Consider the following 24,088-nt stretch of genomic DNA (forward strand, 5'->3'; position numbering starts at 1 on the left):
CGGAAGCTATTCCAGGGTGACGTCGTCGAGCATCGTGGACTCGGCGCCCGCGTCTCGGAGTTCCTCGCGGACCACAGCGTAGGACAGACCCTGGGGGTAACCCTTACGGGCGAGCATGCCGAGCAGCCGCCGGGTCGCGGTCTGCTCGTCCACCTCGCTCATGGTGCGCAGCTTCTTGCGCACGAGCTGCCTCGCTCGGTCCTCCTCGGCGTCACGGTCGATCTCGCCAGCCGCCTCGGCCGCGACCTCGCTGTCGACGCCCTTGCGCCTCAGCTCGGCCACGAGCGCACGCTTCGCCAACCCCTGATAGGCGTGACGGGACCGCACCCACATCTCCGCGAACGCGGCGTCGTCCACGAGCCCCGCATGGTCGAGCTTGCCCAGCAGCGTCTCGCTGAGCTCGTCGTCGAACCCCTTACGGCGCAGCGTCTTGCGCAGCTCGTCCTTCGTGCGCGGCCGGGCGGCCAGGAGATCCAAGCAGACCTCCTTGGCCTTCTTCCTCGCCTCCTCGGGGGTCAGCTCGGACACCGGGCGTGCTCGCGACCGCCGTGCCCCGCCGGAGCTCGGCTCACTCATCGGCCGGGCCTCCAGAGCGCGCATCAGAAGCGGCCACGCCGCTTGGGGTGGCCGACAACCGGCACCGCAGCGGGTTCTCAGCCGCCTCCTCGAGAGGACAGCGACGACGTGGTGGATTGGCATTCATGAGGAGGCGATCCCGGAGCCGAGGACACTGTGGCGTGAAGCGCATCGATGGGGGCGGTGGCCGGGCCGGCGGGTGGGCGGCTGAGGTTCCGCCACCCGCACCGCCACGCAAACCCCCACTTGAAACACCCTCCCTAGAAGTCGACCGGCGCCGGAGCGGTTTCGTCGGCGTCGAGCTGGGCGCCGATACCGAGCTTCTCCTTGATGCGCTTCTCGACCTCGTTGGCGATGTCGGGGTTGTCGCGCAGGAACTTCCGGGCGTTCTCCTTGCCCTGGCCGAGCTGGTCGCCCTCGTACGTGTACCAGGCCCCGGACTTGCGCAGGATGCCCTGGTCGACACCCATGTCGATGAGCGAGCCCTCGCGAGAGACGCCGTGTCCGTAGAGGATGTCGAACTCGGCCTGCTTGAAGGGCGGCGCCACCTTGTTCTTGACGACCTTCACGCGGGTGCGGTTGCCGACGGCTTCGCCGCCGTCCTTGAGCGTCTCGATGCGGCGGACGTCGAGGCGGACCGAGGCGTAGAACTTCAGCGCCTTACCACCGGTGGTGGTCTCGGGAGAGCCGAACATCACCCCGACCTTCTCGCGCAGCTGGTTGATGAAGATCGCGGTGGTGCCGGAGTTGTGCAGCGCACCGGTGATCTTGCGCAGCGCCTGGCTCATCAGGCGTGCCTGCAGGCCGACGTGGGAGTCACCCATCTCGCCCTCGATCTCGGCGCGCGGCACGAGCGCGGCGACCGAGTCGATCACCAGGATGTCGAGCGCACCGGAGCGGATCAGCATGTCGGCGATCTCCAGCGCCTGCTCACCGGTGTCCGGCTGAGAGACCAGCAGCGCGTCGGTGTCGACGCCCAGCACCTTGGCGTACTCCGGGTCGAGCGCATGCTCCGCGTCGATGAACGCGGCGATGCCGCCCGCCTTCTGCGCGTTGGCCACGGCGTGCAGCGCGACGGTGGTCTTACCCGAGGACTCGGGGCCGTAGACCTCGACGATGCGGCCACGCGGCAGGCCGCCGATGCCCAGCGCGATGTCGAGCGCGATGGCGCCGGTGGGAATGACCTCGATCGGAGGGCGGGTGTCCTCACCGAGCCGCATCACCGACCCCTTGCCGAACTGCTTGTCGATCTGGGCAAGGGCTAGATCGAGCGCCTTGCCCTTGTCCGGTGCTGCTGGCATGGAATCCACCTCATTGGCTGTCGCGGTTGTGATCTGTTGGGCTCGACGTTACGGGCGGGGTCCGACAGTTCCGGGCTCGGCGGAAATCTGTGGACAGACGACCCCGGCGTGAACAACACGATAGACGAACACCTGTTCGAGGTCGAAGGTGACACACCCCTCCAGTAGGATTTCTCGGCTCGCCGAGCGGTCAGCGGCGTTCGGCGGGAACCTCGAACTCGGCGCAGACCTGCTGCCAGATCTCCTTCGCGGGCACCCCGGCCTCGAGCGCCTCGTCAACCGTGCGCCCGCCGAGACCGCTGAGCACGTGGTCCTTGGCCAGCGTCTCCGAGCGCGCCGCGCCGAACTCTTCCGCCATCAGCCGTCGAAAAACCGTGATTCGCATCGGGACAAGGCTAACCACGGGACCGGCGTGTTCCCGCGCCGAGGCCGTACCGTGGGGACATGCAGCTCGCACAGACCTTCTCCGGGTTCGAGTCAACGGCCCTGGCGCTCGCCTCGATCGCGGCCGTGAGCGCGACGCTGGTCGTCCTGCTGATCAACTACCGCCGCAATCGGCGGAAATGACGGCTACTCGCCCGGCTGCACGTTCTGCTCGAAGTAGTCGGCCAGCGCGCCCGGCTTGGCCGACTCGCCCTCTCCCGTGGCGTTGACCTGGTAGATGAAGCCGGACAGCGGGCGGTCATCGACCGTGAAGACGAGCACTGACGAGTTGCGCCCCGCCGAGGCCGAGTAACTGCCCTCGAGCGCGTTGCCGCCCCAGTCGGCCTCCACCCGGTCGCCGCCGCCCGTGCGGTTCAGCAGCCCGTCGGTGTACTGCTTCAGCACGTCGCGCGACGAGCCGTGCAGGTAGGTGACCTGGGCGCCCGCGAGCCCCGGCGCGGAGCAGGTCACGGTGACCCCCAGCTCTTCCTCGTTCGCCGCCGCGGCAGGGCCGGTCCCGGTGCCCGGCCCGCACTGGCTGGTGTCGGCCAGGTCACCAGCGAGCTGCCGCAGGCAGCCCGTGAAGCCCTGCTGGTCGGTCTGTCCCGGTTCGCGGCACTCCTCCGCCGTGTAGGTCGTGGCCGACGACGAGGGCCACAGGAAGAACGCCGTGCTCGCCGCGATCAGCACCACGGCCGCGATCGCGGCCCCGATGAGCAGCTTCTTGCGGTTCTTCTCGCCCTTGCCGTCCGGCGCCGCCGGGTACGAGGGGAAGTTCGCCCCCGGTGCGTGCTGGGTGGCCAGCGCAGGCTGCGGGCCGCTGTTCGGGTACGCGGGCTGCTGCTGGTAGGCAGCGGGTGGGGCGTATCCGGGCACGGCGGCGACCTGCGGCGGGGGGTGCGGGCCGGTGGCGCCGGGCGCCTGCTGCGGCGGTGCGACGCCCGCCGAGGCGACCTGGCCCTCGACGTTCTGGGTGCGCATGCTGATGCCGTCTGAGGCCACGTGGTGAGCGCCGAGCGCCACGGCGGTCTCGGGCTGGTCGAGGCTGGAGGGCACGACACCGAGCTTCTCCGCGAGGAGCGTGCCGACCAGCGGCAGCCTGCTCGATCCACCGACCAGGTAGATGCCGGCGAGCCGGTCGGGGCTCAGTCCCGCCGCCCGGACCGTCCTGGCGAGCAACTCGACACTGCGCAGCATGGCGGGCCGGACGAGCGCCTCCAGCTCGGCCCTGGTGACGAGCACGTCGGTGAACGGCTCCGGCATCGGCACCTCGGTCTGCGGCAGCCGCGACAGTGCCTCCTTGGCGGCCTTGACGTCCTCCTGCAGCGTGCGCCGGGTGCGCCGGTCGGCCGTGGACTCCGGGCGCAGCAGCCGCTGCCAGTGCTGCGGGTCGCGGTGGGAGACCTCGCGCCCGACGTGCACGAGCAGCGCCTGGTCGACGTCGAGACCGCCCAGATCGGGAAGGCCGTCCTCGGCCAGCACCGTGTAACCGTTCTGCGTCGCGCCGACGACGGCGACGTCGAACGTGCCGGCGCCGAGGTCGTAGACGGCGAGCGTCTGCCCGGCGCCGAGCGCCTTGCCGGGGAACGACGCGAAGTGCGCGGCGGCCGCCACGGGCTCGGGCACCAGCGAGACGGAGCCGGTCATGCCGGCGAGCCGCGCGGCCGAGAGCAGGACGTTGCGGCGGACGGGACCCCACTGCGCGGGATGGGTCAGCCGGATCTCGTCCGGCTGCTCGCCGCCCAGCTGTCGGGAGGTCTCGTCGAGCACACGCCGCAGGACCGCGGCCAGCGCCTCGTTCACCGGGACGACATCGGTGCCGAGCAACAGGGTCTGCTCGTCGACCCTGCGCTTGGGGTTGGGTTCGAACCGGGTGGGGTCGAGCCGCGCGCGCCGCTCGGCGTCCCTGCCCACGACGAGGGTGCCGTCCTCCTCCGCGAAGACCGCGGAGGGCATCGTCGCGGAACCGTCGACCTCGACGACGCGGGGCGGGCGACCGTGTGCGGACAGGACGGCGACGGTGTTGGACGTACCGAGATCCACGGACAGAATCCGCACAGTTCTCCCCTTGTTGATGTCGCGAAGCTCGCGGTGATGCTCCCATGTCCGCGCTCACGGCGTGGACGGACCCGGCGATTTCCCTGCTCAGGACGGGTACGGCCGGAAACTGTCGGTGGCCGGGAGCATCATGGGGAACGTGGGCACGGATGTTCTGGACCTCTTCTCCCCCGCGACCAGGGACTGGTTCGCGGGGGCGTTCGCCGAGCCCACGCGCGCGCAGGAGGGGGCCTGGCGCGCCGCGCACGCGGGCGAGCACGCCCTGGTGGTGGCGCCGACGGGCTCGGGCAAGACGCTGGCCGCGTTCCTGTGGGCGCTGGACCGGCTGGCGGTCGAGGGCGCGCCGGACACGCCGAAGAACCGCTGCCGGGTCCTCTACGTCTCGCCGTTGAAGGCGCTCGCGGTGGACGTCCAGCGCAACCTGAGGGCACCGCTGGCGGGGATCTCGCAGGCGTCGCACCGGCTGGGTCTGCCGGTGCCGGACATCACGGTCGGCATGCGCACCGGCGACACCACGGCGGCAGAGCGCCGCTCGTTCTCGCGCACGCCGCCCGACGTGCTGGTGACCACGCCCGAGTCGCTGTTCTTGATCCTGACCTCGTCGGCACGGGAGTCGTTGCGTGGTGTCGAGACCGTGATCGTGGACGAGGTGCACGCCGTCGCGGGCGGCAAGCGCGGCGCGCACCTGGCGCTCTCACTTGAGCGGCTGGACGACCTGCTGCGGCGGCCCGCCCAACGCATCGGGCTCTCGGCAACGGTCCGGCCCGTCGACGAGGTCAGCTCGTTCCTCGCGGGCGGCAGGCCGGTGCGCGTGGTGCAGCCCAAGCTCGCCAAGACGATCGAGGTCAGCGTCGAGGTGCCGGTCGAGGACATGGGCGAGCTGGACGCTCCGGCGAGCCCTCCCGCCGAACCGCTGCCCTTGCCCTCGGAGGGCGGGATCGGCACGCAGGAGGAGATCTCGGGTGGCGGCGTGCGCAGGCCGTCGATCTGGCCCGCCGTCGAGGAACGCGTGCTGGAGCTGATCCGGCAGCACCGGTCCACCATCGTGTTCGCGAACTCGCGACGGCTCGCCGAGCGGCTCACGGCGCGGCTCAACGAGCTCGTGGCCGAGCGTACCGAGCTGGAGCCGGGCCAGCGCTACCCGGCGGAGGCGATCGGCGAGTCCGGGCTGACGGTGGGAGCCGAGGCGACGGTCGCGAAGGCCCACCACGGCTCGATGTCCCGCGAGCAGCGCACCCGCGTGGAAGAGGAGCTGAAGTCGGGACGGCTGCCGTGCGTGGTCGCCACGTCCTCGCTGGAACTCGGCATCGACATGGGCGCGGTCGACCTGGTGGTGCAGATCGAGGCGCCGCCCACGGTCGCGTCCGGCCTGCAGCGGGTCGGCAGGGCGGGCCACCACGTCGGCGCGGTGTCGAGCGGCGTGATGTTCCCGAAGTTCCGGGGCGACCTGGTGTCGTGCGCGGTCGTGGCCGAGCGGATGACGAACGGCGCCATCGAGGCGATCCGGTATCCCCGCAACCCACTCGACGTGCTGGCGCAGCAGGTCGTCGCCATGGTGGCGCTCGAACCGAGGACGGTGGAGGAGATCGCCACGACGGTGCGCAAGGCGGCTCCGTTCGCGGCGCTGCCGGACGACGCGCTGCACGCGGTGCTCGACATGCTCGCCGGGCGCTACCCCAGCGAGGAGTTCGGTGAGCTGCGGGCCCGCATCACGTGGGACCGGGTGACCGGCGAGCTGCGCGGCAGGCCGGGGGCGCAGCGGCTCGCCGTCACCTCGGGCGGCACGATTCCCGACCGCGGCCTGTTCACGGTGATGACGCCGGGCGACGGCGAGCGGCCGGGCTCGCGTGTGGGCGAGCTGGACGAGGAGATGGTCTACGAGTCCAGGGTCGGGGACACGATCCTGCTGGGCACCTCGTCATGGCGGATCACCGACATCACGCACGACCGGGTGATCGTGGTGCCCGCGCCCGGCGAGCCCGCGCGGATGCCGTTCTGGAAGGGCGACGCGCCCGGCAGGCCGCTCGAGCTCGGCAGGGCGCTCGGCCGGTTCCTGCGCGAGGTGTCCACAGCAGACGATGAGACCGCCCGGCAGCGGGCCACCGCCGCGGGACTCGACGAACGGGCGAGCACGAACCTCCTGACCTATCTCGGTGAGCAGCGCGAGGCGACCCGGCACGTGCCGAGTGACCGGACGATGCTGCTGGAGCGGTTCCGCGACGAGCTCGGCGACTGGCGCGTCGTGGTGCACTCGCCCTTCGGCGCGCAGGTGAACGCTCCGTGGGCGCTGGCGATCGCGGCGCGGCTGCGGGAGACGCGCGGCGTGGACGCGCAGGTGGCGCACTCCGACGACGGCATCGTGCTGCGGCTGCCGGAGGCGCTCGACGCGGACGGCAGGGAGATCATGCTGACCGCCGAGGACGTGCTCGTCGACCCGGACGAGGTCGAGTCGCTGATCGTCACCGAGGTCGGCGGCTCGGCGTTGTTCGCGGCCCGGTTCCGGGAGTGCGCGGCGCGCTCGCTGCTGCTGCCGCGCCGGGATCCCCGCCGGCGCACACCGTTGTGGCAGCAACGGCAGCGGGCCGCGCAGCTGCTCGGGGTGGCCGCCAAGTACGAGCGGTTCCCGGTGGTGCTGGAGGCCATGCGGGAATGCCTGCAGGACGTCTACGACGTGGGCGGGCTGCGCGAGCTGATGGCCGACGTCCGGGCGCGCAGGGTGAAGGTCGTCGAGGTGGAGACGCCGTCGGCGTCGCCGTTCGCGCGGAGCCTGCTCTTCGGCTACGTCGGCATGTTCCTGTACGAGACGGACGCGCCACTCGCCGAACGGCGGGCCGCGGCGCTGTCTCTCGACTCGGCGCTGCTCGCCGAGCTGCTCGGAACCGAGGCGATCCGGGAACTGCTCGACGCCGACGTGGTGGCTTCGGTGGAGCGCTCGCTGCAACGACTCGACGAGGATCGGCACGCCCGCGGCGTCGAGGACGCGGCGGATTTGCTGCGCTTCCTCGGTGACCTGACCGTTGAGGAGGCCGCCGAACGCGGGGTGCGCCCTGACTGGCTCACCGAGCTGGTCGCCGAGCGGCGGGCGATCCAGGTGCGCATCGGCGGCGAGGAGCGCTATCTCGCGATCGAGGACGCCGGTCGGGTACGGGACGCGCTCGGCGTCGCGCTGCCGATCGGCGTGCCCGAGGTGTTCACGGAGCCGGTGGCCGACCCGCTGGGCGACCTGCTGATCCGCTACGCCCGCAGCCGGGGGCCGTTCGCGGCGGCGCAGGCGGCGCGGCGGTTCGGGCTCGGCCCCGCGGTGGTCACCGGGATCCTCGACCGGCTGACGACGGAGGGCAGGCTCGTCAGGGGTGAGCTGCGGCCGCAGCCGTACGAGCCGGGCGGTGTCGAGTACTGCGACGCCGCGGTGCTGCGCAGGCTCCGGCGCGCGTCGCTGGCGCGGCTGCGGGCGGAGGTCGAGCCGGTCGAACCGGCCGCGCTGGGCCGGTTCCTGCCAGGGTGGCACGGCATCGGCGGGCGCGTGCGCTCGGCGCCGACGGCGGACGACGTGCTGTCCGTGGTCGAGCAGCTGGCGGGTGCTCCGTTGCCGGCGAGCGCGCTGGAGTCGCTGATCCTGCCGAGCAGGCTGCCCGGCTACTACCCGGCACTGCTGGACGAGCTGACCACGGCGGGCGAGGTGACGTGGTGTGGCTGCGGCTCACTGTCCGGAGGGGACGGCTGGGTCGCGCTGGCACCGTCCGATGTGGCCGATCTGCTGCTGCCCGATGTCGAGGAGGCCATGCCGGAGGGCCCGCTGCACTCCGCGATCGTGTCCACTTTGGAGCACGGCGCGCTGTTCTTCCGGCAGCTCGTCGACCGCGTGACGCCGTTGGTCGACAAGGCGCCCGACGACGGGGACGTGGTGGCCGCGCTGTGGGACCTCGTGTGGGCGGGAATGGTCACGGGCGACACGCTCGGCCCGTTGCGGGCGCAGGTCTCCGGGAAGGGGGCGGCGCACAAGCCGCGCCGCTCGCCACCGAGGGGCCGCTACGCGCGGCTGCGGGCGGGCAGGCCCGCGATGCCGTCGCGCACCGGGCCGCCGACGGTCGCGGGGCGTTGGGGGCTGACCCCGGACCGGGAGGCCGACCCGACGCGGCGGACCCACGCGCGGACGGAGTCGTTCCTGGAACGGCACGGGGTGCTCACCCGGGGCGCACTGGACACCGAGCGGGTCACGGGCGGCTTCTCCGGGATCTACAAGGTGCTGCGCGGCATGGAGGACTCGGGTCAGGTCATCCGCGGGTACGTCGTGGAGGGGCTCGGCGCGGCGCAGTTCGCGGCGCGCGGCGCGGTCGACCGGCTGCGCGCTCTGTCCGACGCCGGCGGCCCACGTGCGCCGCAGGGTGCCGTGGTGCTGGCGGCCGCCGATCCGGCACAGCCGTACGGCGCCGCGCTGCCCTGGCCGGTTCCGCTGGGGGCCACGAAGCACCGGCCCGCCCGCAAGGCGGGGGCGCTGACGGTGCTGGTCGACGGTGTGCCCGCGCTCTACGTGGAGCGGGGCGGACGGTCGCTGCTGTCGTTCACGGAGGACGGGCCGGTGTTGCGCACGGCGGCTCACGCGCTGTCGACGGCGGTCAGAGAGGGGTGGCTCGGCCAGCTGCAGGTTCAGCGGGCGGATGGTGAGGAGGCGCTGACCTCCGAGCTCGCGGATGTCCTGCGGGAGGCCGGTTTCCGGGCTACTCCGAAGGGGCTGCGGCTCCGGGCCTGAGCGCCCACCTCCTAAGCTGCACGGCGACGTGTGGAAAGGATCCCGACGATGGCCGTGCGCGACCTGCGCTACTTCGGTGACCCGGTGCTGAAGACCGTGGCGGACCCGGTGACCCGGTTCGACGCCTCGGTGAAGGCACTGGTCGACGACCTCCTCCAGACCGTCGACCTGCCCGGCAGGGCGGGACTCGCCGCGCCGCAGATCGGCGTGAGCCTGCGGGCGTTCAGCTACAACGTGAAGGGCGAGCTCGGGTACGTGCTGAACCCGGAGATCGTGGAGCTCTCCGAGGAAACGCAGGAGGTCACCGAGGGCTGCCTCTCCGTGCCCGAACTGTGGTTCACCACCGTCCGGGCGCGGTACGCGGTCGTCCGCGGCGTCGACGTGCGCAACGAGCCGGTGACCGTGGAGGGCAGCGGGCTCATGGCACAGTGTCTTCAGCATGAGACCGATCACCTCGACGGCAAGCTCTATCTCGACCGGCTCGACAAAGACCAGCGCCGGCAGGCCCTGCGCGAAGCGCGCCAGCGCGACTGGTTCTGGTCCCGTTGACAAATTGCTCCGCAACGCAACGGAATATTGATCTGACCCTGGGCAACCGGCGTGCCGTTTGAGTGCGCCGTGATCTGCCGGTTATACCGCCGAACGGCCTAACTCACCTGGTCAAGAACCCAGGTTGCTTCGCCTGCCCTGTGGCCATCACCACTCGTTCGTGACTTCGCCGTTGTCAGTTCGTAATCTGGCCGAGCTCTTGCCGTAATCGATTTTTCGAGGACAGAAATGGCCGGCCGACATCGTGCGAAAAGATCGCCCTCCTGGGCAAAACCGACCGCGCTGGGCGTAGCCGCAGCGAGCATGCTCGCGTTCACAGTCTGGTTCACCAGCGGACTGTGGGGCAACGACACCGAGAACAGTGGCGCCGCGCTCGCCGCCTCAGCGGGACCGACCGAACAGCACCGGCTCGTGAAACCATCCCCCACCACGAGCCGGAAGCCGGTCCCGACCAGCACGACAACCACACCCCCGCCCTCCCCCTCCCCGACCACGACCACCACCACGGAGAGCTCCAGCGAAGAGCCTCCGCCACCGCCTCCTCCGCCACCACCACCGCCGCCCCCGCCCGAGTCGTGCTCGACCGAACTCGAGGGAACGCAGCCTCACGTCGCGCAGGTGGGCAACCACGTTCTCACCAAGTTCGACGTCGATTCCGTCGGCGGCGTCGGCAGCCGTTCCGGCGCGAGCGACCACCCCTCCGGACTGGCGCTGGACTTCATGGTCGACTCGTCCACAGGTGACCAGATCGCCGACTACGTCCTGGCTCACCAGGCGGAGTTCGGGGTGACCTACGTGATCTGGGAACAGCAGTACAACGACGGCAGCGGCTGGTCGACGATGGAGGACCGCGGCAGCGCGACCGCGAACCACTACGACCACGTGCACGTCTCCTTCGAGGAGAGCGCCGACGTGTCTGTCACCTGCTGACAGCAGCTCAGAGGACGATCCGCAGGACACCTCTCTCATCGGGGGCGGGTGCAGGCGAGAGCCCTGCCCGGAGAGCTGTCCTGCGGATTCCGTCCTCCCCTGGCAGGCACGTCGCGACGAGCTCGCGACAGCCCCACGCGGAGGCGAGCACCGCAAGCCTGCGCAGCAGGGCGGTGCCGAGCCCGTTGCGCTGCCAGGCGTCCTCGACGAGCAGCGAGATCTCCGCGGCGTCGCCGCCCTGCTCGGGAATCAGCTGGCCGAGTGCGATCACGTCCCGCCCGCATACGGCCACGACGCCGACCCCGCGCGGCGGGACCAGCAGCCGGTGCAGCCAGCGGCGCGGCACGATGCGCAGGCCCGTGTGGTAGCGGTGAAACAGGGTCCGCGCCGAGCATCGGCCGTGCAGCGCGAAAAGCGCGTCGGCGTCACCTGGCCGGGCCTCGCGCAGCACAACGGTCGCGCCGTCGGTACAGGTCTCGACCGTTGGCCCGGAGACGTTGGCGCGCATGGCCGCCAGCAGTCCGAGCAGCGCGTCGGCCCTCGCCAGCTCCTGCTGCAGGAACGGCGCCCACAACCTGCGGGCCACGAGCGCGTCGGCCTCCCCCGCGAGGAAGACGGCGCGGTGCCCGCCCTCGGTTCGGCCGGGATTGGCCTCGACGGACGGCACCACAGTGACCAGATCCGCCGCGAGGACCTCGCGCACCGCGTCGGCGAGGCTCGCCGGATCGGCGACGACGCGGCTCGCCGCGACCAGGCCGGCCGCCGACGAGTCGACCAGCTCACGCACGTCGGCGTCGGTGATGCCGAGGCATTCGCAATCCTCGTCCTCGATGGCCTGGACCAGGTGCGCGCGCGTCAGGCCCACGGCCGGCCGGACGACGATCTCGTCGAGCACCCCATCCGGCACCGCCAGCACGGCGAGACCCAGGATGTTGCACTCCAGGTCCGCGAGCCGGACCGCGACCCGGGCCAGCGTGCCGGGCCGGTCGTCCATGCGGACGCGCAACCTCCACGTGACCGAGGTCCGGTCGGCCTCCCGCACCTGGTCGAGCCAGGCACGGGGGATCTCGGAACGCGCGGTGGTCCGGGCACGGCGAATGTCCATGACATCCACGATCCCCGGCCGTTGTTGCTGGTCGGCGGCAGAGGTGTTTCGCGCGTGTCAGCGTCGCCTCGGGTGCGCAACGCAACGGAAACACGCTCCGTGATCACGCCCCGAGGTCAGCCGCGAGTGACGACCGCGATCTCGTTGCCCTCCGGATCGGTGAGCCGCGCGCCCGGCAGCTCCCCGGCCGGCGCATCGCCCTCGACGGCCACGGCGAGGCGCCACCTTGTCCCCGTGCGCTCGGCGTCCGCGTTGCGCAACAGTTCCAGCCACGGTCCCCGGCATCCGGGCTCCCGCAGGCTCGTGAACTGGGGATGGCGCCGCACCACGTCCCAGCCGCTGACCGAGGACCAGAACCCACCGAGCGCGGCAGGTTCGCGTACGTCCACGACGACGGCCGCCAGCGCTCCCGTGTCGGCGTACTCCTCACGCGGTTCGAGCACGCAGAACTCGTTGCCCTCCGGGTCGGCGAGCACCACCCATGGCACAGCGCCCTGCCCGACGTCGGCTGTGGTGGCGCCGCGGGCGACGGCATCGTCCACGATGGACCGTTGCCGCTCCCTACCGGCGCTGGCCAGATCCAGGTGCACGCGGTTCTTCGCCGTCTTGGGTCCCGGTGCGGGCACGAAGACCAGCGACAGCTGACAGCCGTCCGGCTCCGGTGCCCGCACCGCGACCGCACCCTCAACGTCCGCCCCGTCCTCAGGCACCACCTCCCAACCCAGGAGCCCGGACCAGAACCCGGCGAGCAGCGACGGCTGTCGCGCGTCCACCACGAGATGCGCCAGACGAGTTGCCATCTGGGCAATCTAGCGACCGACCTCGACAACGGATGTTGCTTCCCCACAAACCCGTCATCTCGTGGCCAGCCTCATCAGCGCCCACAACTGCCCTGCCGCGTCGTCGTCACCGTCCACGTGCACCGCTCCCAGCCGCTGCCTGCCCCACAGCCACAGGTAGACCGTGACCGGGGACTCGGAGACGACCGCGTCGGCCCGCAGTGCCTCGGCATCGGAGCAGCGCCACGCGACCGTTTCCGTGGGCCCTGCCCTGGCGATCCAGCTGTGCCCGCCGGTGCGCACCCCCACCGAGCTCTGGCGGGTGCCGCTGAGCCCCAGCATCCCGAGCCGGTGGCTGAACCACACCGCGAGCGCCTCGTCGATGCCGTCGAGCGCGATGTCGTCGGCGATCTCACCGAGGTCGAACCGCGCCGCGTCCTCCACGTCGACCCGGTGGATCGTGGACTCGTGCGCCATGCGGCGGCACCAGAACCCGTAGGTGGGATCCGCGGGCCACCAGGTGGCGGCGCGCTCACCGGGGTCGTGCCAGCGCAGCACCTCGTCCAGGTCCACGAACCCCTGCCGCAGGTAGCTCTCGACGGTCTGGCCCGGCGCGGGGTCCCGCTGCCACTCCCCTGGCCGGCCTCCCTCGACCAGCCAGGCCAGCGCGACGCGGTAGACACTGCCCACGTGGCGGACCACCTCTCCGACCGTCCAACCCGGACTCATCGGCACCGCCACGTCGTGCGGCACCGCGCGCGCCGCCTCGATCAGCAGATCGACCTCGTACCCCATCGCGTCCAGCAGCCTGCCGTGGTCGATCAGCGCCTGTCCCGGCATCATCCGCTCCGGCGCCGGTGCGCGTGCGGGCGCGCGCCGCAGTGGGCGGCCCGCTCCACGGGGTGACCGTGCACCACGCGGCCAGCGATCGACACGAACTGGCCCGCCCGCGCGGACAACTCGTCCGCGGATTCGGCGGTGATGCGCCGCGTGACGCCCGCCTGCGCCGCCGCCTGCCTCGCGGAGTGCGCCGCGAAGAACCCGGCCCACTGCCGCAGTTCCGGCACGGCGCCCTCCAGCAGCGTCCACACACTCTCCGGCTTCGCGCGGCCCCGGTGCGGACGCCCGCGCGCGGCGAGGATCGCGGCCGCGGCCCGCAGCGCCGACAGGTAGGCGGCGATGAACCGCTTGACCGGATCCGATTCCCGCGTCGCCTCCGCCAGCCCGTGTTTCGCCTGCGTGAGCAGCGACACGGCGGCGGGCACCGCCGGCGGCCGCACCTCGAACGGCAGCGCGGGCTGGGTGGAGCCCTTGCGCGACCCCGGGCCACCGCGCGACGCGAACGCGACGGACATGGCCCACCTCCCTCTCTCGAACCGGAGATGGAGCGCGGACGGCGGACAATGGTCCCGGCGCGCAGATGCTTCCCCCATCCACGCGCCGGGGACCGACCGGAGAGCGCTCCACCGGGTGTCGAACGTATGTTCGAACACCTCCAGACTAGCTCGCGGGTGGCGGGTGCTCAAGCCCAGGTGGGGTGGTCAACGGGCGATCTGCGTCGCATCCGACGGCTGTCCCGTGATCTCATACGTGTATGAGCACCCTCGACCACCCCTCGGTCGCCAAGGTGGCGGCAGCCCTCACCGAGGCCGGTCAGGACGCCGCCGCCGACGGCATCCGGATCCTGCCCGCCGACGCGCGCACGGCGGCACTGGCGGCCGAGGCTCTGGGCGTCGAGGTGGGCGCGATCGCCAACAGCCTCGTGTTCCGCGCCTCGTTCGACGGCGAGCCCGACGCCCCGCTGCTCGCGCTGACCTCCGGCGCGCACCGCGCCGACCCGCGCACGCTCGCCGCACTGACCGGCGCCACCGAGGTCGGCAAGGCCGACCCCGCGTTCGTCAAGGAGCACACCGGGCAGACCATCGGCGGTGTCGCGCCGGTCGGGCATCCGAGCAGGCTGATCACGCTGGTCGACACCGCGCTGCGGGCCTACGACGTGGTGTGGGCGGCGGCCGGGCACCCCAAGTCGGTGTACCCCACGACCTTCGACGGCCTGCTCGCCGTCACCGGCGGCCGCGCGGCCGACGTCGCGGCGCCACCCCCGGAGGACGTGCCGGCATGACCGCGATGTCCTCCGGCTACGCCAAGCTCGCCCACCTCTCCGGCGACGAGTTCCGCGCCCGGCTGCCCGAGGCGCTCTCGCTCTACGTCGCCGCCATGAACTACCCGGAAGGCACCGCCGAGCAACGCGCGCCGATGTGGCTAACCCACGCGCTGCGGGACGGCTGGCGCTGCGTCGCCGCGCTCGACACCGACGACCGCCTCGTCGGGCTCGCCTACGGCTACCGCGGCACGCCGGGCCAGTGGTGGCACGAGCAAGTGCGAAGGGGCCTGGCGGGCCGCGAGGGCGACCAGGCCGCCGACGCGTGGCTCGGTGACTACTTCGAGCTGACCGAGATCCACGTCCGGCCGAGCAGCCAGGGCCGGGGCACCGGCGAGAATCTGCTGCGCACGCTCGTCGACGGCGTGCGGCACCGGCACGTGCTGCTCTCCACACCCGAGGGCACGAGCCGGGCATGGAAGCTGTACCGCAGGCTCGGCTTCACCGACGTGCTGCGTGACTACCACTTCGCGGGCGACCCGCGCCCGTTCGCGATACTGGGACGCACGCTGCCCCTTGAGTAGCCTGTGCGTTTCCCCAGATCGTCGTGGTCTTCCGCGTTCTCCGGAACGCGGGACCACCCGCGGCGCGTTGGGCGGAGCATGAGCCTTACCGCACCCGACCGTTTCCCCATGCACGTCGAGCCCCACGCACTGGTGGTGGTGGCCGGCCTGCCGGGTGCGGGCAAGAGCACACTGCTGCGCGACATCGAGAGCGTCCCGCCCGTCACCGTGCTGGACACCGATCAGCTGCGCTCCCTGCTCCGCCGCGTTCTGCCGGCCGGGACGCCCTACTCCTGGTACCGGCCGCTCGTCCACGTCCTGCACGTGCTCCGGCTCGTCGCCGTGGCCGCCCGCGCGCGGAACACGATCGTCGTGCACGACCCCGCGACGGGCGCGCTCGCGAGGTCCGCCTTCGTCGCGCTGGGCGTGCTGACAGGGCGGCCGAGGCACCTGCTGTGGATCGACTGCACCGTCGAGGAGGCGCTGAAGGGACAGCACCGGCGGGGCCGCGTGCTGCTCGGCTGGTCGTTCTCCCGGCACGCGCGGCACGCACCGCGCACGCGCGACCGGCTGATGGCGGGCATGGTGCCCGCCGGGTGGCGCAGCGCGACGGTGACCGACCGCTCCGTCACCCGGCGGGGCCTGCTCGTGCTCACGGAGCCGGGGGACGCCCCCCAGGGGAGGCGCCACCCGGCCGGTCAGCGCTCGGGCCGCCAGTAGCTCACCCCGATGGCGGCGACCAGCAGCGCGGCGCCGCACCAGCCGGCAAGGCCGAGGCGGTCGTCGAGCAGCACCGCGGCCAGCACGGCCGCCGTCAGCGGTTCGAGCAGCGCCGACAGCGCGGCGAGCACCGGATGGGAGTGCTCGAGCCCACGGAAGTACGCGGCGTATGCCAGCGCCGTCGGCACGGCCCCCAGATACACCGCGAGTGCGAGCACGTCCGCGCTCAACGGGACAGCCGCGCCGAACCACAGCGCGCCCGGCAGCAGCGCCACGCCACCGAGCAGGCAGCCGAACGCGGTGGTGCGCAAGGGATCGAGGCCCTCGACGGGATTGCGGGTGACGAGCGTCAGCGTTGCGAACCCTGCTCCCGACACGAGCGCGAAGGCGAGGCCGGCGATCGTCTCCCAGCCCTCGCCCGCGCCGTCGGGCGACCACCTGAGCAGCACGAGACCGAGCAGCGCGCCCGCGATGGAAAGGACGGTCGGCAGCCGCGGCGCCCGCCGCCGGGCGACCGCCGTCGCGAGCGCCACGAACACCGGGACGCTGCCGATGGTGGTCATCGTGGCGATGCTCACGGACGTGAGCGACACGGCGGCGAAGTAGCACGCCTGGAACAGGCCGAGCAGGACACCGGCGAGCAGCAGCCGCACCGCGGCGGCTCGCGTGCGCGGCAGCGCGCGCAGCCTGCCGGTGGCCCAGAGGAACAGCACCGCGAAGGCGCCGCCGAGCAGCAGCCGGTACGCGGCGACGGCCAGCGGGTGCAACCCCGCTCGCTCGGACAGGAGGGAACCGGCGAGGCCGCCGGTTCCCCACAGCACCCCGGCGACGACCAGGCTCACCGAGCCGGCGCGGGCGCGCACGGCAACGGAAACGGACATGAGAACGCTCCAACGTCGAAGTGAAAGGGAGGGCCGACGACGCGGGGCGTGCTCCGGAGCCGGAACGGCTACCGGATGGATGCAGAAAGAAACCGTGCGGCGACGAGAAGGCCGCACGGCGTGGCTTCGTGCCTACGCCCCGCTCAGGAGCGCGGAGGCGGGGTGCTGCGGAAGACCCGGTGAATCATGGCCCGATCATACAGTCGCCGACTGCACCCAAGGCCACCTTTGTTGCGTTGAATCGACGCAGTGGCGCGTCAGCGTCTCCGTTTGGGCGGTGGAGGGCAGACGGGCGGGCGCAACCAAGGTGGCCTTGGGGGGACGGTGTCAGAGCAGGGCGAGCTGTTCGCGGAGGGTGTCGAGGCCCATGCCGCCCATGCGCAGTGCCCGCATGTGGAAGTCCCGCAGGTCGAAGGCGGAGCCCTGCCGCCCGCGCACCTCGTCGCGGGCGTCCAGCCACAGCTTCTCGCCGAGCTTGTACGACGGCGCCTGGCCCGGCCAGCCGAGATAGCGGTCGATCTCGTCCCGCACGTGGTCGGCGTCGGTGATGGTCCTGGTGAGCATGAACTCCAGACCCAGTTCCGGCGTCCAGCGCTCGCCCTCGTGGAAGCCGGTGCCCGCCGGGATCTCCAGCTCCAGGTGCATGCCGATGTCCACCACCACGCGCGCGGCGCGGAAGAGGTGCGCGTCGAGCATGCCGAGCAGGTTGCCGTCGTCCTCCAGGTAGCCGAGGTCGCGCATGAGCCGTTCCGCGTACAGCGCCCAGCCCTCGGCGTGGCCCGAGGTGAATGCCAGCATCCGCTGGAACCGGTTCAGCGAGGCGGCCTGGTGAACGGCGGTCGCGATCTGCAGGTGGTGCCCCGGCACGCCCTCGTGGTAGACGGTGGTGACCTCGCGCCAGGTGGAGAAGTCCTCGCGGTCCTGCGGCACCGACCACCACATGGTGCCCGGCCGGGAGAAGTCCTCGTTGGGACCGCTGTAGTAGGCGCCGACGCCCCCGCCGGGCGGCGCGATGCGGCAGTCGAGCGCCATGAGCTCGTCGGGGATGTCGAAGTGCTTGCCTCGCAACGAGTTCAGTGCCTCGTCGGAGAGCCCCTGCATCCACTCCTGGAAGCCGCGCTGCCCGCGCACGCGGTAACGTTCGTCCTCGTCGAGCGCCCGCGCGGCCCCGGCCAGCGACGCGCCCGGCGCGATCCGCGCGGCCACCTCCTTGGCCTCCCGCTCGACGCGGGCGAACTCCTCCCACCCCCAGTCGTAGGCGGCGCGCAGGTCCAGGTTCGCGCCGACGAAGTAGCGCGACCACAGGCGGTAGACGTCCTCACCGACGGCGTCCTTCGTGGGCGCCTCAGGGGCGAGCTCGGCCCGCAGGAACCCGGCGAGCTCGGCGTAGGCCTCCTGCGCGGCGTGCGCGGCCCGGCCGAGTTCCGCGCGCAGCGAATCCGGCACGCCCCCGGCGCTTTCGGCGAGGGGCACGAAGAAGCCCGAGCCCCCGCTCAGGCCCGCCCACACCTCGGCCTGCTCGGCGACCTTGGCGATCTGCCGCAGCGCGGGCGCGTTGCCCGCCTCGGCCGCGGCGAGCAGCGAGGCCCGGACACCGTCGAGCGCTGCGGGAACCTTGCCCATCCTCGCGGCGATGTTCTCCCAGTGCCCGGTGGTCTCGCTCGGCATGAGGTCGAAGACCTGCCGCACGTTCTGCACGGGGCTCTCGATGACGTTCAGCGACGCCACGTCCAGGCCGGCCTCGTGGACCTCCACATCAAGGCCGATCCGTTCGAGGAACACGGCTTTCGCCACGCGCTCGCCGTCGTCGGCGGGGGTCGCCGCCTCGAGCTCGCGCAGCGCCCGCTTCGCGAGCGAGGCGCGGGCGGCATGCCCCTCCGGGGAGTAGTCGGTGAGCTGGTCGTCGTAGCTCGCCACGCCGAACATCGTCGCCGCGACGGGGTCGGCCGCGGCGATGTCGTCGACGAACTGGTCGCAGATCTCGTGCACACGCATGGGCGGCACGCTACCGCCTCACGCGCGCGCCGGAACCAGTCCGAGCCTGCCCACCAGCTCGCGTGTCGCCTTGGAGCGGTTGAACGTGTAGAAGTGCAGCGCGGGAACGCCTTCGGCGAGCAGCCGCTCGCACAGCTCGGTGACGGCGTCGAGGCCCTCGGCGCGGAACGCCTTCGCGTCGGCGGAGAGCGGTTCGAGCCGGTCGAGCAGCGTGCGCGGGGCGTCGACACCGGACAGCTCGATGGTCTTGTGCAACGTCCTCGGCGTGGTCAGCGGCATGATGCCCGGGATGAGCAGCTTGTCGCAGCCCGCGGCGGCCACGCGGTCGCGCAGCCGCAGGAAGTCGTCGGCCTCGAAGAACAGCTGCGCGATGCCGAAGTCCGCCCCCGCCTTGAACTTCCGCACCAGGTAGCGGGTGTCGGTGTCGAGGTCGGGCGAGCGGGGGTGGCCGTAGGGGAAGGCCGACACCCCGACGCAGAAGTCGCCGAGCGAGCGCACGAGCTCTACGAGCTCCTCGGCGTAGTTGAGCCCCTGCGGGTGCGGAATCCACTCGCCGTAGGGGTCGCCGGGCGGGTCGCCGCGCAGGGCGAGGATGTTGCGCACGCCGACGGCGGCGTACCAGCCGATGACGTTGCGCAGCTCGGCGACGGAGTGGTTGACGGCGGTGAGGTGCGCCATGGGCACGAGGGTGGTCTCGGTCGCGACCCTGGCGATGCTGCGGATGGTGCCGTCGCGGCTCGAGCCGCCCGCGCCGTACGTGATCGACATGTAGGCGGGGTCGAGCTGTTCCAGCTCGCGGACCGCTCGCCACAGCACCGCCTCGTCGGCCTCGTCGCGGGGCGGGAAGAACTCCACTGAGAAAACGGGAGTGTCGCCCCGCAGTCGCTCGATCACCGACGTCATGCCGCACATGCTACTGGCGGAGTATCGACCTGCGACGATAGAGGCATGAGTGAGCCCGCCTTCGACGCAGACCTGCCAGCGCACGTCAACGCCGCGCTGGCCGACTTCCTCCGGGACGCGAGCGAGGCCATCGGGCACACCGAGCCCACGTTCGGTCCCGCCACGGACGCGCTGAGTGACTTCGTGCTCGGCGGGGGCAAGCGGTTGCGCCCGACGTTCGCGTGGTGGAGCTGGCGCGGCGCGGGCGGCGATCCCACGGGTGACCACGCCGAGGGCGTGCTGCGGGTGGTGGCGAGCCTCGAGCTGATCCAGGCGTGCGCGCTGATCCACGACGACGTGCTGGACTCCTCCGACTCCCGCCGCGGCTCCCCGACCGTGCACGTCGCCTTCGCGGGCAGGCACGCCGAGGAGGGCTGGCTCGGCTCACCGGACAGCTTCGGGCTGGCGGCCGCCGTGCTCATCGGCGACCTCGCGCTCGCGTGGGCCGACGACATGTTCGCCGAGGCGCCGCTGCCCGCACCGGTGCTGCGCGCCGCGCGGCCCGCGTGGCGCGCGATGCGCACCGAGGTGCTCGCCGGCCAGTACCTCGACGTGCACACGCAGGCGACCGGCGACGCGTCGGTGGAGGCGGCGCTGCGGATCGACCGGCTCAAGACCGCGGCCTACACCGTGCAGCGGCCGCTGCACCTCGGCGCCGCGCTCGCCGGTGCGGGGCCGGAGCTGATCGACCCGCTGATGGCGTTCGGCCGCGACCTCGGCGTCGCGTTCCAGCTGCGCGACGACATGCTCGGCGTCTTCGGGGACCCGTCCGTCACCGGCAAGCCGGCGGGCGACGACCTGCGCGAGGGCAAGCGGACGCTGCTGCTCGCGCTGGGGCTGCGGTTTGCGGCCGAGCAGGAGCGGGAACAGGAGCACAAGGCGATCACCGCCGCGGTGGGCAACCCCGATCTCACACGTGCCGACGTGGACATCGTGCGGCAGGCGCTGACCGATGTCGGTGCGGTCGCGGAGGTCGAGCGCCGCATCGACGAGCTGACCGACGCCGCGCTGACCACGCTGCGCGGCATCGACCTCGCCGAGCCGGCGGCGTCGAAGCTGACCGAGTTGACGGCCGTTGCGACGCAGAGGAAGTACTAGAGCCCGTCAGGGAAGGTGGGTGTGGTCATCCGTGGACGCAGATCTGATGGGGCACTAGTGCGGAGGGTTCCCGGGCCGACCGACCGGGTCGTCGTGGTGGGCGCCGGGCTCTCCGGGCTCTCCGCCACCCTGCACCTGCTGGGCCAGGGCAGGCAGGTGACCCTGCTGGAACGCGACCCCCGGCCGGGCGGGCGCGCCGGCGGGCACCGCGACCACGGCTACACCGTCGACACCGGCGCGAGCGTGCTCACGATGCCCGAGCTGCTCGACGAGGCGTTCGCCGCCGTCGGCCGCGACACCGCCGACCTGCTCACGCTCGAACGGCTCGAGCCGGCCTACCGCGCGCACTTCGCCGACGGCAGCACCATTCACCTGCACACCGACGCCGACGCGATGGAGGCCGAGATCCGCGCCGTGGCCGGCGCCGGGGAGGCCGAGGGATACCGGCGGCTGCGGCGCTGGCTCACCGCGCTGTACGCGGTGCAGAAGAACCACTTCATCGGCGGCAACTTCGACTCGCCGCTGGACCTGGTGCGCCCGGAGCTGGCGAAGCTGGCCGCGCTCGGCGGTTTCGGCAGGCTCGGCCCACGGATCGGGCGGTTCCTGCGGGACGACCGCGTGCGCAGGCTGTTCTCGTTCCAGTCGCTCTACGCCGGGCTCGACCCGATGCGCGCGCTGGGCGCCTACGGCGTCATTTCCTACATGGACACCGTGGGCGGCGTGTACTACCCGCGCGGCGGCATGGGCGCGGTGGGGCGGGCGCTCACCGAGGCCGCGGAGCAGGCCGGTGCGACGGTGCGGTTCGGCACGCAGGCGGCATGGCTCGAGCGCGTCGGCTCCCGCGTGCGCGCGGTGCGGACCGGCCACGGCGACCGCGTCGAGTGCGACGCGGTGGTGCTCGCCACGGAGCTGACCACCGCGTACGGCCTGCTCGGCATCCGCCCCCGCCGCGCGTTGCCGCTGCGGTTCTCGCCCTCGGCGGTGGTGCTGCACGGACGCAGCGGGCGCACCTGGCCGGGACTCGCCCACCACACGATCTTCTTCGGCGAGCAGTGGGAGCGGACGTTCGCCGAGATCATCCGCGAAGGCAGGCTGATGAGCGATCCGTCCCTGCTCGTCACCCGGCCCACCGCGACGGATCCCGGACTCGCGGCCGACGGCGAGCAGGTGATCTCCGTGCTGGCGCCCGCGCCGAACCTGCACACGGGACCGCTCGACTGGGCGCGGCTCGGCCCCGCCTACCGCGACGAGCTGCTGCGCACACTGGCCGCGCGGGGGCTCGACGGCGTCGCGGGCGAGCTGGAGATCGCCGAGCTGGTCACGCCGGCCGACTGGGCCGAACGCGGGCTCGCCGCGGGCACGCCGTTCTCGCTGGCGCACACGTTCGCGCAGACCGGCCCGTTCCGGCCCGCGAACCTGGTGCGGGGCGCTGACAACGTCGTGCTCGCGGGGTGCGGGACGACACCGGGAGTCGGCATTCCTCCGGTGCTGATCTCGGGCAGGCTCGCCGCCGCGCGGATCGCGCCGCCGAAGGGCGCGCGATGACCGCGCAGCTGCGCAGCGCGTACGCCGAGTGCCGCCGGATCAACGCCCACCACGGGCGCACGTACTACCTGGCGACCCGGCTGCTGCCGCCGGACGCGCGGCCGGGCACGCACGCGCTGTACGGCTTCGCGCGGTGTGCCGACGAGATCGTGGACAACCCGTCGCGCGGCAGTGACCCGGAGTCCCGCCTCGCGGACCTCGGGGCCCGGCTGGACCGGGCGTTCGCCGGGGAGCGACCGGCCGACCCGGTGCTGCTCGCGCTGACCGACACGGTGCTTCGCTACGGCATCGACCGGTCCCTGTTCGCCGCGTTCCTGCGCTCGATGCGGATGGACCTGCACGTGCGCGAGTACGCGACGTACGAGGCGCTGCACGAGTACATGTACGGCTCGGCCTGCGTGATCGGGCTGCAGATGCTGCCCGTGCTGGGCACCGTGGCGCCCCGCGAGGAGGCCGCGCCGTACGCCGCCGCGCTCGGCGAGGCGTTCCAGCTCACGAACTTCCTGCGCGATGTCGGGGAGGACCTCGCACGCGGCCGGATCTACCTGCCACTGGCCGAGCTGACCGCGTTCGATGTGGACCGTCACCTGCTCGAATGGTCCGCGCGCACGGGCGGCACCGACCGGCGGATCCGCCGCGCGCTGGCGGCCCTCGTGGCCCGCAACCGCGCCGTCTACCGCCGCGCCCGGCCCGGGATCGCGTTGCTCCGCAAGGAGTCCCGGCCCTGTGTCGCCACCGCGTGCACCCTGTACGAGGGCATCCTCGACGAGATCGTCACCGCGGGTTACGACGTGCTGAGACGTCGCGTGGCGGTGCCGCGGTGGCGGCGGATCGCGGTCGCGGGCGGCGCGCTCCTGACTAGGGTGAGGGTATGACCACAGCCAAGAGGCCCATTCGGATCGGACTGCAACTCCAGCCGCAGCACGCCGACTACGCCACCATCCGGCGCGCGGCTTCCGAGGCCGAGGAGCTCGGCGTCGACATCGTCTTCAACTGGGACCACTTCTACCCGCTCTCCGGTGATCCCGACGGCAAGCACTTCGAGTGCTGGACGATGCTGGGCGCCTGGGCGGAGTCCACGTCGCGCGTTCAGATCGGCGCGCTCGTGACGTGCAACAGCTACCGCAACCCCGAGCTGCTGGCGGACATGGCACGCACCGTCGACCACATCAGTGACGGCAGGCTGATCCTCGGCATCGGCGCCGGCTGGTTCGAAAAGGACTACACCGAGTACGGCTACGAGTTCGGCACCGCGGGAAGCAGGCTCGCCGAACTCGCCGACGCGCTGCCGCGCATCGAGAGCAGGCTCGCCAAGCTCAACCCGGCTCCGACCCGCGAGATTCCGGTGCTGATCGGTGGCGGCGGCGAGAAGAAGACCCTGCGCCTGGTGGCCAAGCACGCCGACATCTGGCACGGCTTCGGCGACGTCGAGATCGCGGCGCGCAAGCTCGAGATCCTCGACCGGCACTGCGCCGACGTGGGCCGCGACCCGGCCGAGATCGAGCGGTCGGTTGGCGTGCGGGGCGACCCGGAGGACTCCGGCGCCAAGCTGCACGAGCTGGGCATCACGATGTTCACGGTCGCCACGGGCGGCCCCGACTACGACCTGAGCACGCTGCGCAAGTGGATCGCCTGGCGCGACGCACAGAACGGCTGACCACACCCTCCGAAGCGCACGAAGCCTCACACCGCGGTCACACCGCAGTGAAGGCCACCTTGCCTGCGTTCAACGCAGTGAAGGCCACCTTGCCTGCGTGGAATCGAACAAGGCG

Annotated in this window: 22 protein-coding genes; 11 read left to right on the plus strand and 11 right to left on the minus strand. The window is 72.2% G+C overall.

The genetic code is table 11. From position 1 onward, the window contains the following. Nucleotides 1-6: 6 nt before the first annotated feature. The 3 genes from FCN18_RS20045 to FCN18_RS20055 form a co-directional block, all read right to left on the minus strand. A complete protein-coding gene (locus tag FCN18_RS20045; protein WP_137095842.1) occupies nt 7-576 on the minus strand; it encodes a regulatory protein RecX in 570 nt (189 codons plus the stop codon). 260 nt (nt 577-836) lie between these two features. After that, on the minus strand, nt 837-1,877 hold the full coding sequence (gene recA, locus FCN18_RS20050; protein WP_112272633.1) for a recombinase RecA: 1,041 nt from the start codon (nt 1,875-1,877) through the stop codon (nt 837-839). 190 nt (nt 1,878-2,067) lie between these two features. Further along, nucleotides 2,068-2,262, minus strand: a complete 195-nt coding sequence (locus FCN18_RS20055; RefSeq protein WP_137095843.1) for a DUF3046 domain-containing protein — start codon at nt 2,260-2,262, stop codon at nt 2,068-2,070. Nucleotides 2,263-2,321: 59 nt separating this feature from the next. On the opposite strand from FCN18_RS20055, the gene FCN18_RS40580 reads away from it, so the two are divergent. Beyond that, a complete protein-coding gene (locus FCN18_RS40580; RefSeq protein WP_255565646.1) occupies nt 2,322-2,444 on the plus strand; it encodes a hypothetical protein in 123 nt (40 codons plus the stop codon). A 3-nt stretch (nt 2,445-2,447) separates the two neighbouring features. On the opposite strand, the gene FCN18_RS20060 is transcribed toward FCN18_RS40580, so the two are convergent. Then, nucleotides 2,448-4,358, minus strand: a complete 1,911-nt coding sequence (locus FCN18_RS20060) for an Hsp70 family protein (RefSeq protein ID WP_112272636.1) — start codon at nt 4,356-4,358, stop codon at nt 2,448-2,450. A 130-nt stretch (nt 4,359-4,488) separates the two neighbouring features. On the opposite strand from FCN18_RS20060, the gene FCN18_RS20065 reads away from it, so the two are divergent. The 3 genes from FCN18_RS20065 (at nt 4,489) to FCN18_RS20075 (ending at nt 10,587) form a co-directional block, all read left to right on the plus strand. Next, nucleotides 4,489-9,108, plus strand: coding sequence for an ATP-dependent helicase (locus FCN18_RS20065; RefSeq protein ID WP_170200579.1), 4,620 nt, complete (start codon nt 4,489-4,491; stop codon nt 9,106-9,108). Nucleotides 9,109-9,156: 48 nt separating this feature from the next. Continuing rightward, on the plus strand, nt 9,157-9,657 hold the full coding sequence (gene def, locus FCN18_RS20070) for a peptide deformylase (protein ID WP_112272638.1): 501 nt from the start codon (nt 9,157-9,159) through the stop codon (nt 9,655-9,657). Nucleotides 9,658-9,960: 303 nt separating this feature from the next. Beyond that, nucleotides 9,961-10,587: a hypothetical protein gene (locus tag FCN18_RS20075; protein WP_456107165.1), complete on the plus strand. Its 627-nt coding sequence runs from the start codon at nt 9,961-9,963 to the stop codon at nt 10,585-10,587. 7 nt (nt 10,588-10,594) lie between these two features. On the opposite strand, the gene FCN18_RS20080 is transcribed toward FCN18_RS20075, so the two are convergent. The 4 genes from FCN18_RS20080 to FCN18_RS20095 all read right to left on the minus strand — a co-directional run bounded on the left by FCN18_RS20080 (nt 10,595) and on the right by FCN18_RS20095 (nt 13,826). Next, nucleotides 10,595-11,692, minus strand: coding sequence for a GNAT family N-acetyltransferase (locus FCN18_RS20080; protein ID WP_112272642.1), 1,098 nt, complete (start codon nt 11,690-11,692; stop codon nt 10,595-10,597). A gap of 116 nt (nt 11,693-11,808) precedes the next feature. Then, entirely contained in the window at nt 11,809-12,492 is a 684-nt protein-coding gene (locus FCN18_RS20085; protein ID WP_112272644.1) for a VOC family protein, read from the minus strand. A 54-nt stretch (nt 12,493-12,546) separates the two neighbouring features. Continuing rightward, nucleotides 12,547-13,311: a maleylpyruvate isomerase N-terminal domain-containing protein gene (locus FCN18_RS20090; protein WP_137095844.1), complete on the minus strand. Its 765-nt coding sequence runs from the start codon at nt 13,309-13,311 to the stop codon at nt 12,547-12,549. After that, nucleotides 13,311-13,826, minus strand: coding sequence for an SAV_6107 family HEPN domain-containing protein (locus FCN18_RS20095; protein ID WP_112272648.1), 516 nt, complete (start codon nt 13,824-13,826; stop codon nt 13,311-13,313). The genes FCN18_RS20090 and FCN18_RS20095 overlap by 1 nt, the downstream gene beginning before the upstream one ends. A 239-nt stretch (nt 13,827-14,065) precedes the next feature. Between FCN18_RS20095 and FCN18_RS20100 the strand changes: the two genes are divergently transcribed. The 3 genes from FCN18_RS20100 (at nt 14,066) to FCN18_RS20110 (ending at nt 15,855) form a co-directional block, all read left to right on the plus strand. Beyond that, on the plus strand, nt 14,066-14,593 hold the full coding sequence (locus FCN18_RS20100) for a YbaK/EbsC family protein (RefSeq protein ID WP_112272650.1): 528 nt from the start codon (nt 14,066-14,068) through the stop codon (nt 14,591-14,593). Further along, nucleotides 14,590-15,156, plus strand: coding sequence for a GNAT family N-acetyltransferase (locus tag FCN18_RS20105; protein WP_112272652.1), 567 nt, complete (start codon nt 14,590-14,592; stop codon nt 15,154-15,156). Before FCN18_RS20100 ends, FCN18_RS20105 begins: the two co-directional genes overlap by 4 nt. A 108-nt stretch (nt 15,157-15,264) precedes the next feature. Continuing rightward, entirely contained in the window at nt 15,265-15,855 is a 591-nt protein-coding gene (locus FCN18_RS20110) for an AAA family ATPase (protein WP_228714054.1), read from the plus strand. Here FCN18_RS20110 and FCN18_RS20115 read toward each other — a convergent pair. From FCN18_RS20115 to FCN18_RS20125, 3 genes are all read right to left on the minus strand, one after another. Beyond that, entirely contained in the window at nt 15,834-16,736 is a 903-nt protein-coding gene (locus tag FCN18_RS20115) for a DMT family transporter (protein ID WP_112272655.1), read from the minus strand. The two genes, FCN18_RS20110 and FCN18_RS20115, sit on opposite strands and share 22 nt — an antisense overlap. Before the next feature lie 327 nt (nt 16,737-17,063). After that, complete coding sequence (locus FCN18_RS20120) at nt 17,064-18,731, minus strand: DUF885 domain-containing protein (protein ID WP_113641040.1); 1,668 nt, start codon at nt 18,729-18,731, stop codon at nt 17,064-17,066. A gap of 18 nt (nt 18,732-18,749) precedes the next feature. Continuing rightward, nucleotides 18,750-19,634, minus strand: a complete 885-nt coding sequence (locus FCN18_RS20125; RefSeq protein WP_112272659.1) for a methylenetetrahydrofolate reductase — start codon at nt 19,632-19,634, stop codon at nt 18,750-18,752. Nucleotides 19,635-19,679: 45 nt separating this feature from the next. Here FCN18_RS20125 and FCN18_RS20130 point away from each other — a divergent pair, with 45 nt between their 5' ends. The 4 genes from FCN18_RS20130 to FCN18_RS20145 are packed head-to-tail and all read left to right on the plus strand — an operon-like array spanning nt 19,680 to nt 23,973. Then, on the plus strand, nt 19,680-20,771 hold the full coding sequence (locus FCN18_RS20130) for a polyprenyl synthetase family protein (protein WP_113641041.1): 1,092 nt from the start codon (nt 19,680-19,682) through the stop codon (nt 20,769-20,771). Between the two features lie 57 nt (nt 20,772-20,828). Beyond that, nucleotides 20,829-22,316: a phytoene desaturase family protein gene (gene crtI, locus FCN18_RS20135; protein WP_137095846.1), complete on the plus strand. Its 1,488-nt coding sequence runs from the start codon at nt 20,829-20,831 to the stop codon at nt 22,314-22,316. After that, on the plus strand, nt 22,313-23,191 hold the full coding sequence (locus FCN18_RS20140) for a phytoene/squalene synthase family protein (protein ID WP_112272666.1): 879 nt from the start codon (nt 22,313-22,315) through the stop codon (nt 23,189-23,191). Before crtI ends, FCN18_RS20140 begins: the two co-directional genes overlap by 4 nt. Then, a complete protein-coding gene (locus FCN18_RS20145; protein WP_112272668.1) occupies nt 23,188-23,973 on the plus strand; it encodes an LLM class F420-dependent oxidoreductase in 786 nt (261 codons plus the stop codon). The genes FCN18_RS20140 and FCN18_RS20145 overlap by 4 nt, the downstream gene beginning before the upstream one ends. Nucleotides 23,974-24,088 lie beyond the last annotated feature (115 nt).

The organism is Prauserella endophytica (assembly GCF_005146945.1).
Lineage (GTDB): Bacteria > Actinomycetota > Actinomycetes > Mycobacteriales > Pseudonocardiaceae > Prauserella_A > Prauserella_A endophytica.

Coding starts and splice junctions, on each gene's coding strand:
- FCN18_RS20045 (WP_137095842.1), bottom strand. CDS start 576: ATGAGTGAGCCGAGCTCCGGCGGGGCACGGCGGTCGCGAGCACGCCCG.
- recA (WP_112272633.1), bottom strand. CDS start 1,877: ATGCCAGCAGCACCGGACAAGGGCAAGGCGCTCGATCTAGCCCTTGCC.
- FCN18_RS20055 (WP_137095843.1), bottom strand. CDS start 2,262: ATGCGAATCACGGTTTTTCGACGGCTGATGGCGGAAGAGTTCGGCGCG.
- FCN18_RS40580 (WP_255565646.1), top strand. CDS start 2,322: ATGCAGCTCGCACAGACCTTCTCCGGGTTCGAGTCAACGGCCCTGGCG.
- FCN18_RS20065 (WP_170200579.1), top strand. CDS start 4,489: ATGGGGAACGTGGGCACGGATGTTCTGGACCTCTTCTCCCCCGCGACC.
- def (WP_112272638.1), top strand. CDS start 9,157: ATGGCCGTGCGCGACCTGCGCTACTTCGGTGACCCGGTGCTGAAGACC.
- FCN18_RS20075 (WP_456107165.1), top strand. CDS start 9,961: ATGCTCGCGTTCACAGTCTGGTTCACCAGCGGACTGTGGGGCAACGAC.
- FCN18_RS20080 (WP_112272642.1), bottom strand. CDS start 11,692: ATGGACATTCGCCGTGCCCGGACCACCGCGCGTTCCGAGATCCCCCGT.
- FCN18_RS20085 (WP_112272644.1), bottom strand. CDS start 12,492: ATGGCAACTCGTCTGGCGCATCTCGTGGTGGACGCGCGACAGCCGTCG.
- FCN18_RS20090 (WP_137095844.1), bottom strand. CDS start 13,311: ATGCCGGGACAGGCGCTGATCGACCACGGCAGGCTGCTGGACGCGATG.
- FCN18_RS20095 (WP_112272648.1), bottom strand. CDS start 13,826: ATGTCCGTCGCGTTCGCGTCGCGCGGTGGCCCGGGGTCGCGCAAGGGC.
- FCN18_RS20100 (WP_112272650.1), top strand. CDS start 14,066: ATGAGCACCCTCGACCACCCCTCGGTCGCCAAGGTGGCGGCAGCCCTC.
- FCN18_RS20105 (WP_112272652.1), top strand. CDS start 14,590: ATGACCGCGATGTCCTCCGGCTACGCCAAGCTCGCCCACCTCTCCGGC.
- FCN18_RS20110 (WP_228714054.1), top strand. CDS start 15,265: ATGCACGTCGAGCCCCACGCACTGGTGGTGGTGGCCGGCCTGCCGGGT.
- FCN18_RS20115 (WP_112272655.1), bottom strand. CDS start 16,736: ATGTCCGTTTCCGTTGCCGTGCGCGCCCGCGCCGGCTCGGTGAGCCTG.
- FCN18_RS20120 (WP_113641040.1), bottom strand. CDS start 18,731: ATGCGTGTGCACGAGATCTGCGACCAGTTCGTCGACGACATCGCCGCG.
- FCN18_RS20125 (WP_112272659.1), bottom strand. CDS start 19,634: ATGACGTCGGTGATCGAGCGACTGCGGGGCGACACTCCCGTTTTCTCA.
- FCN18_RS20130 (WP_113641041.1), top strand. CDS start 19,680: ATGAGTGAGCCCGCCTTCGACGCAGACCTGCCAGCGCACGTCAACGCC.
- FCN18_RS20140 (WP_112272666.1), top strand. CDS start 22,313: ATGACCGCGCAGCTGCGCAGCGCGTACGCCGAGTGCCGCCGGATCAAC.
- FCN18_RS20145 (WP_112272668.1), top strand. CDS start 23,188: ATGACCACAGCCAAGAGGCCCATTCGGATCGGACTGCAACTCCAGCCG.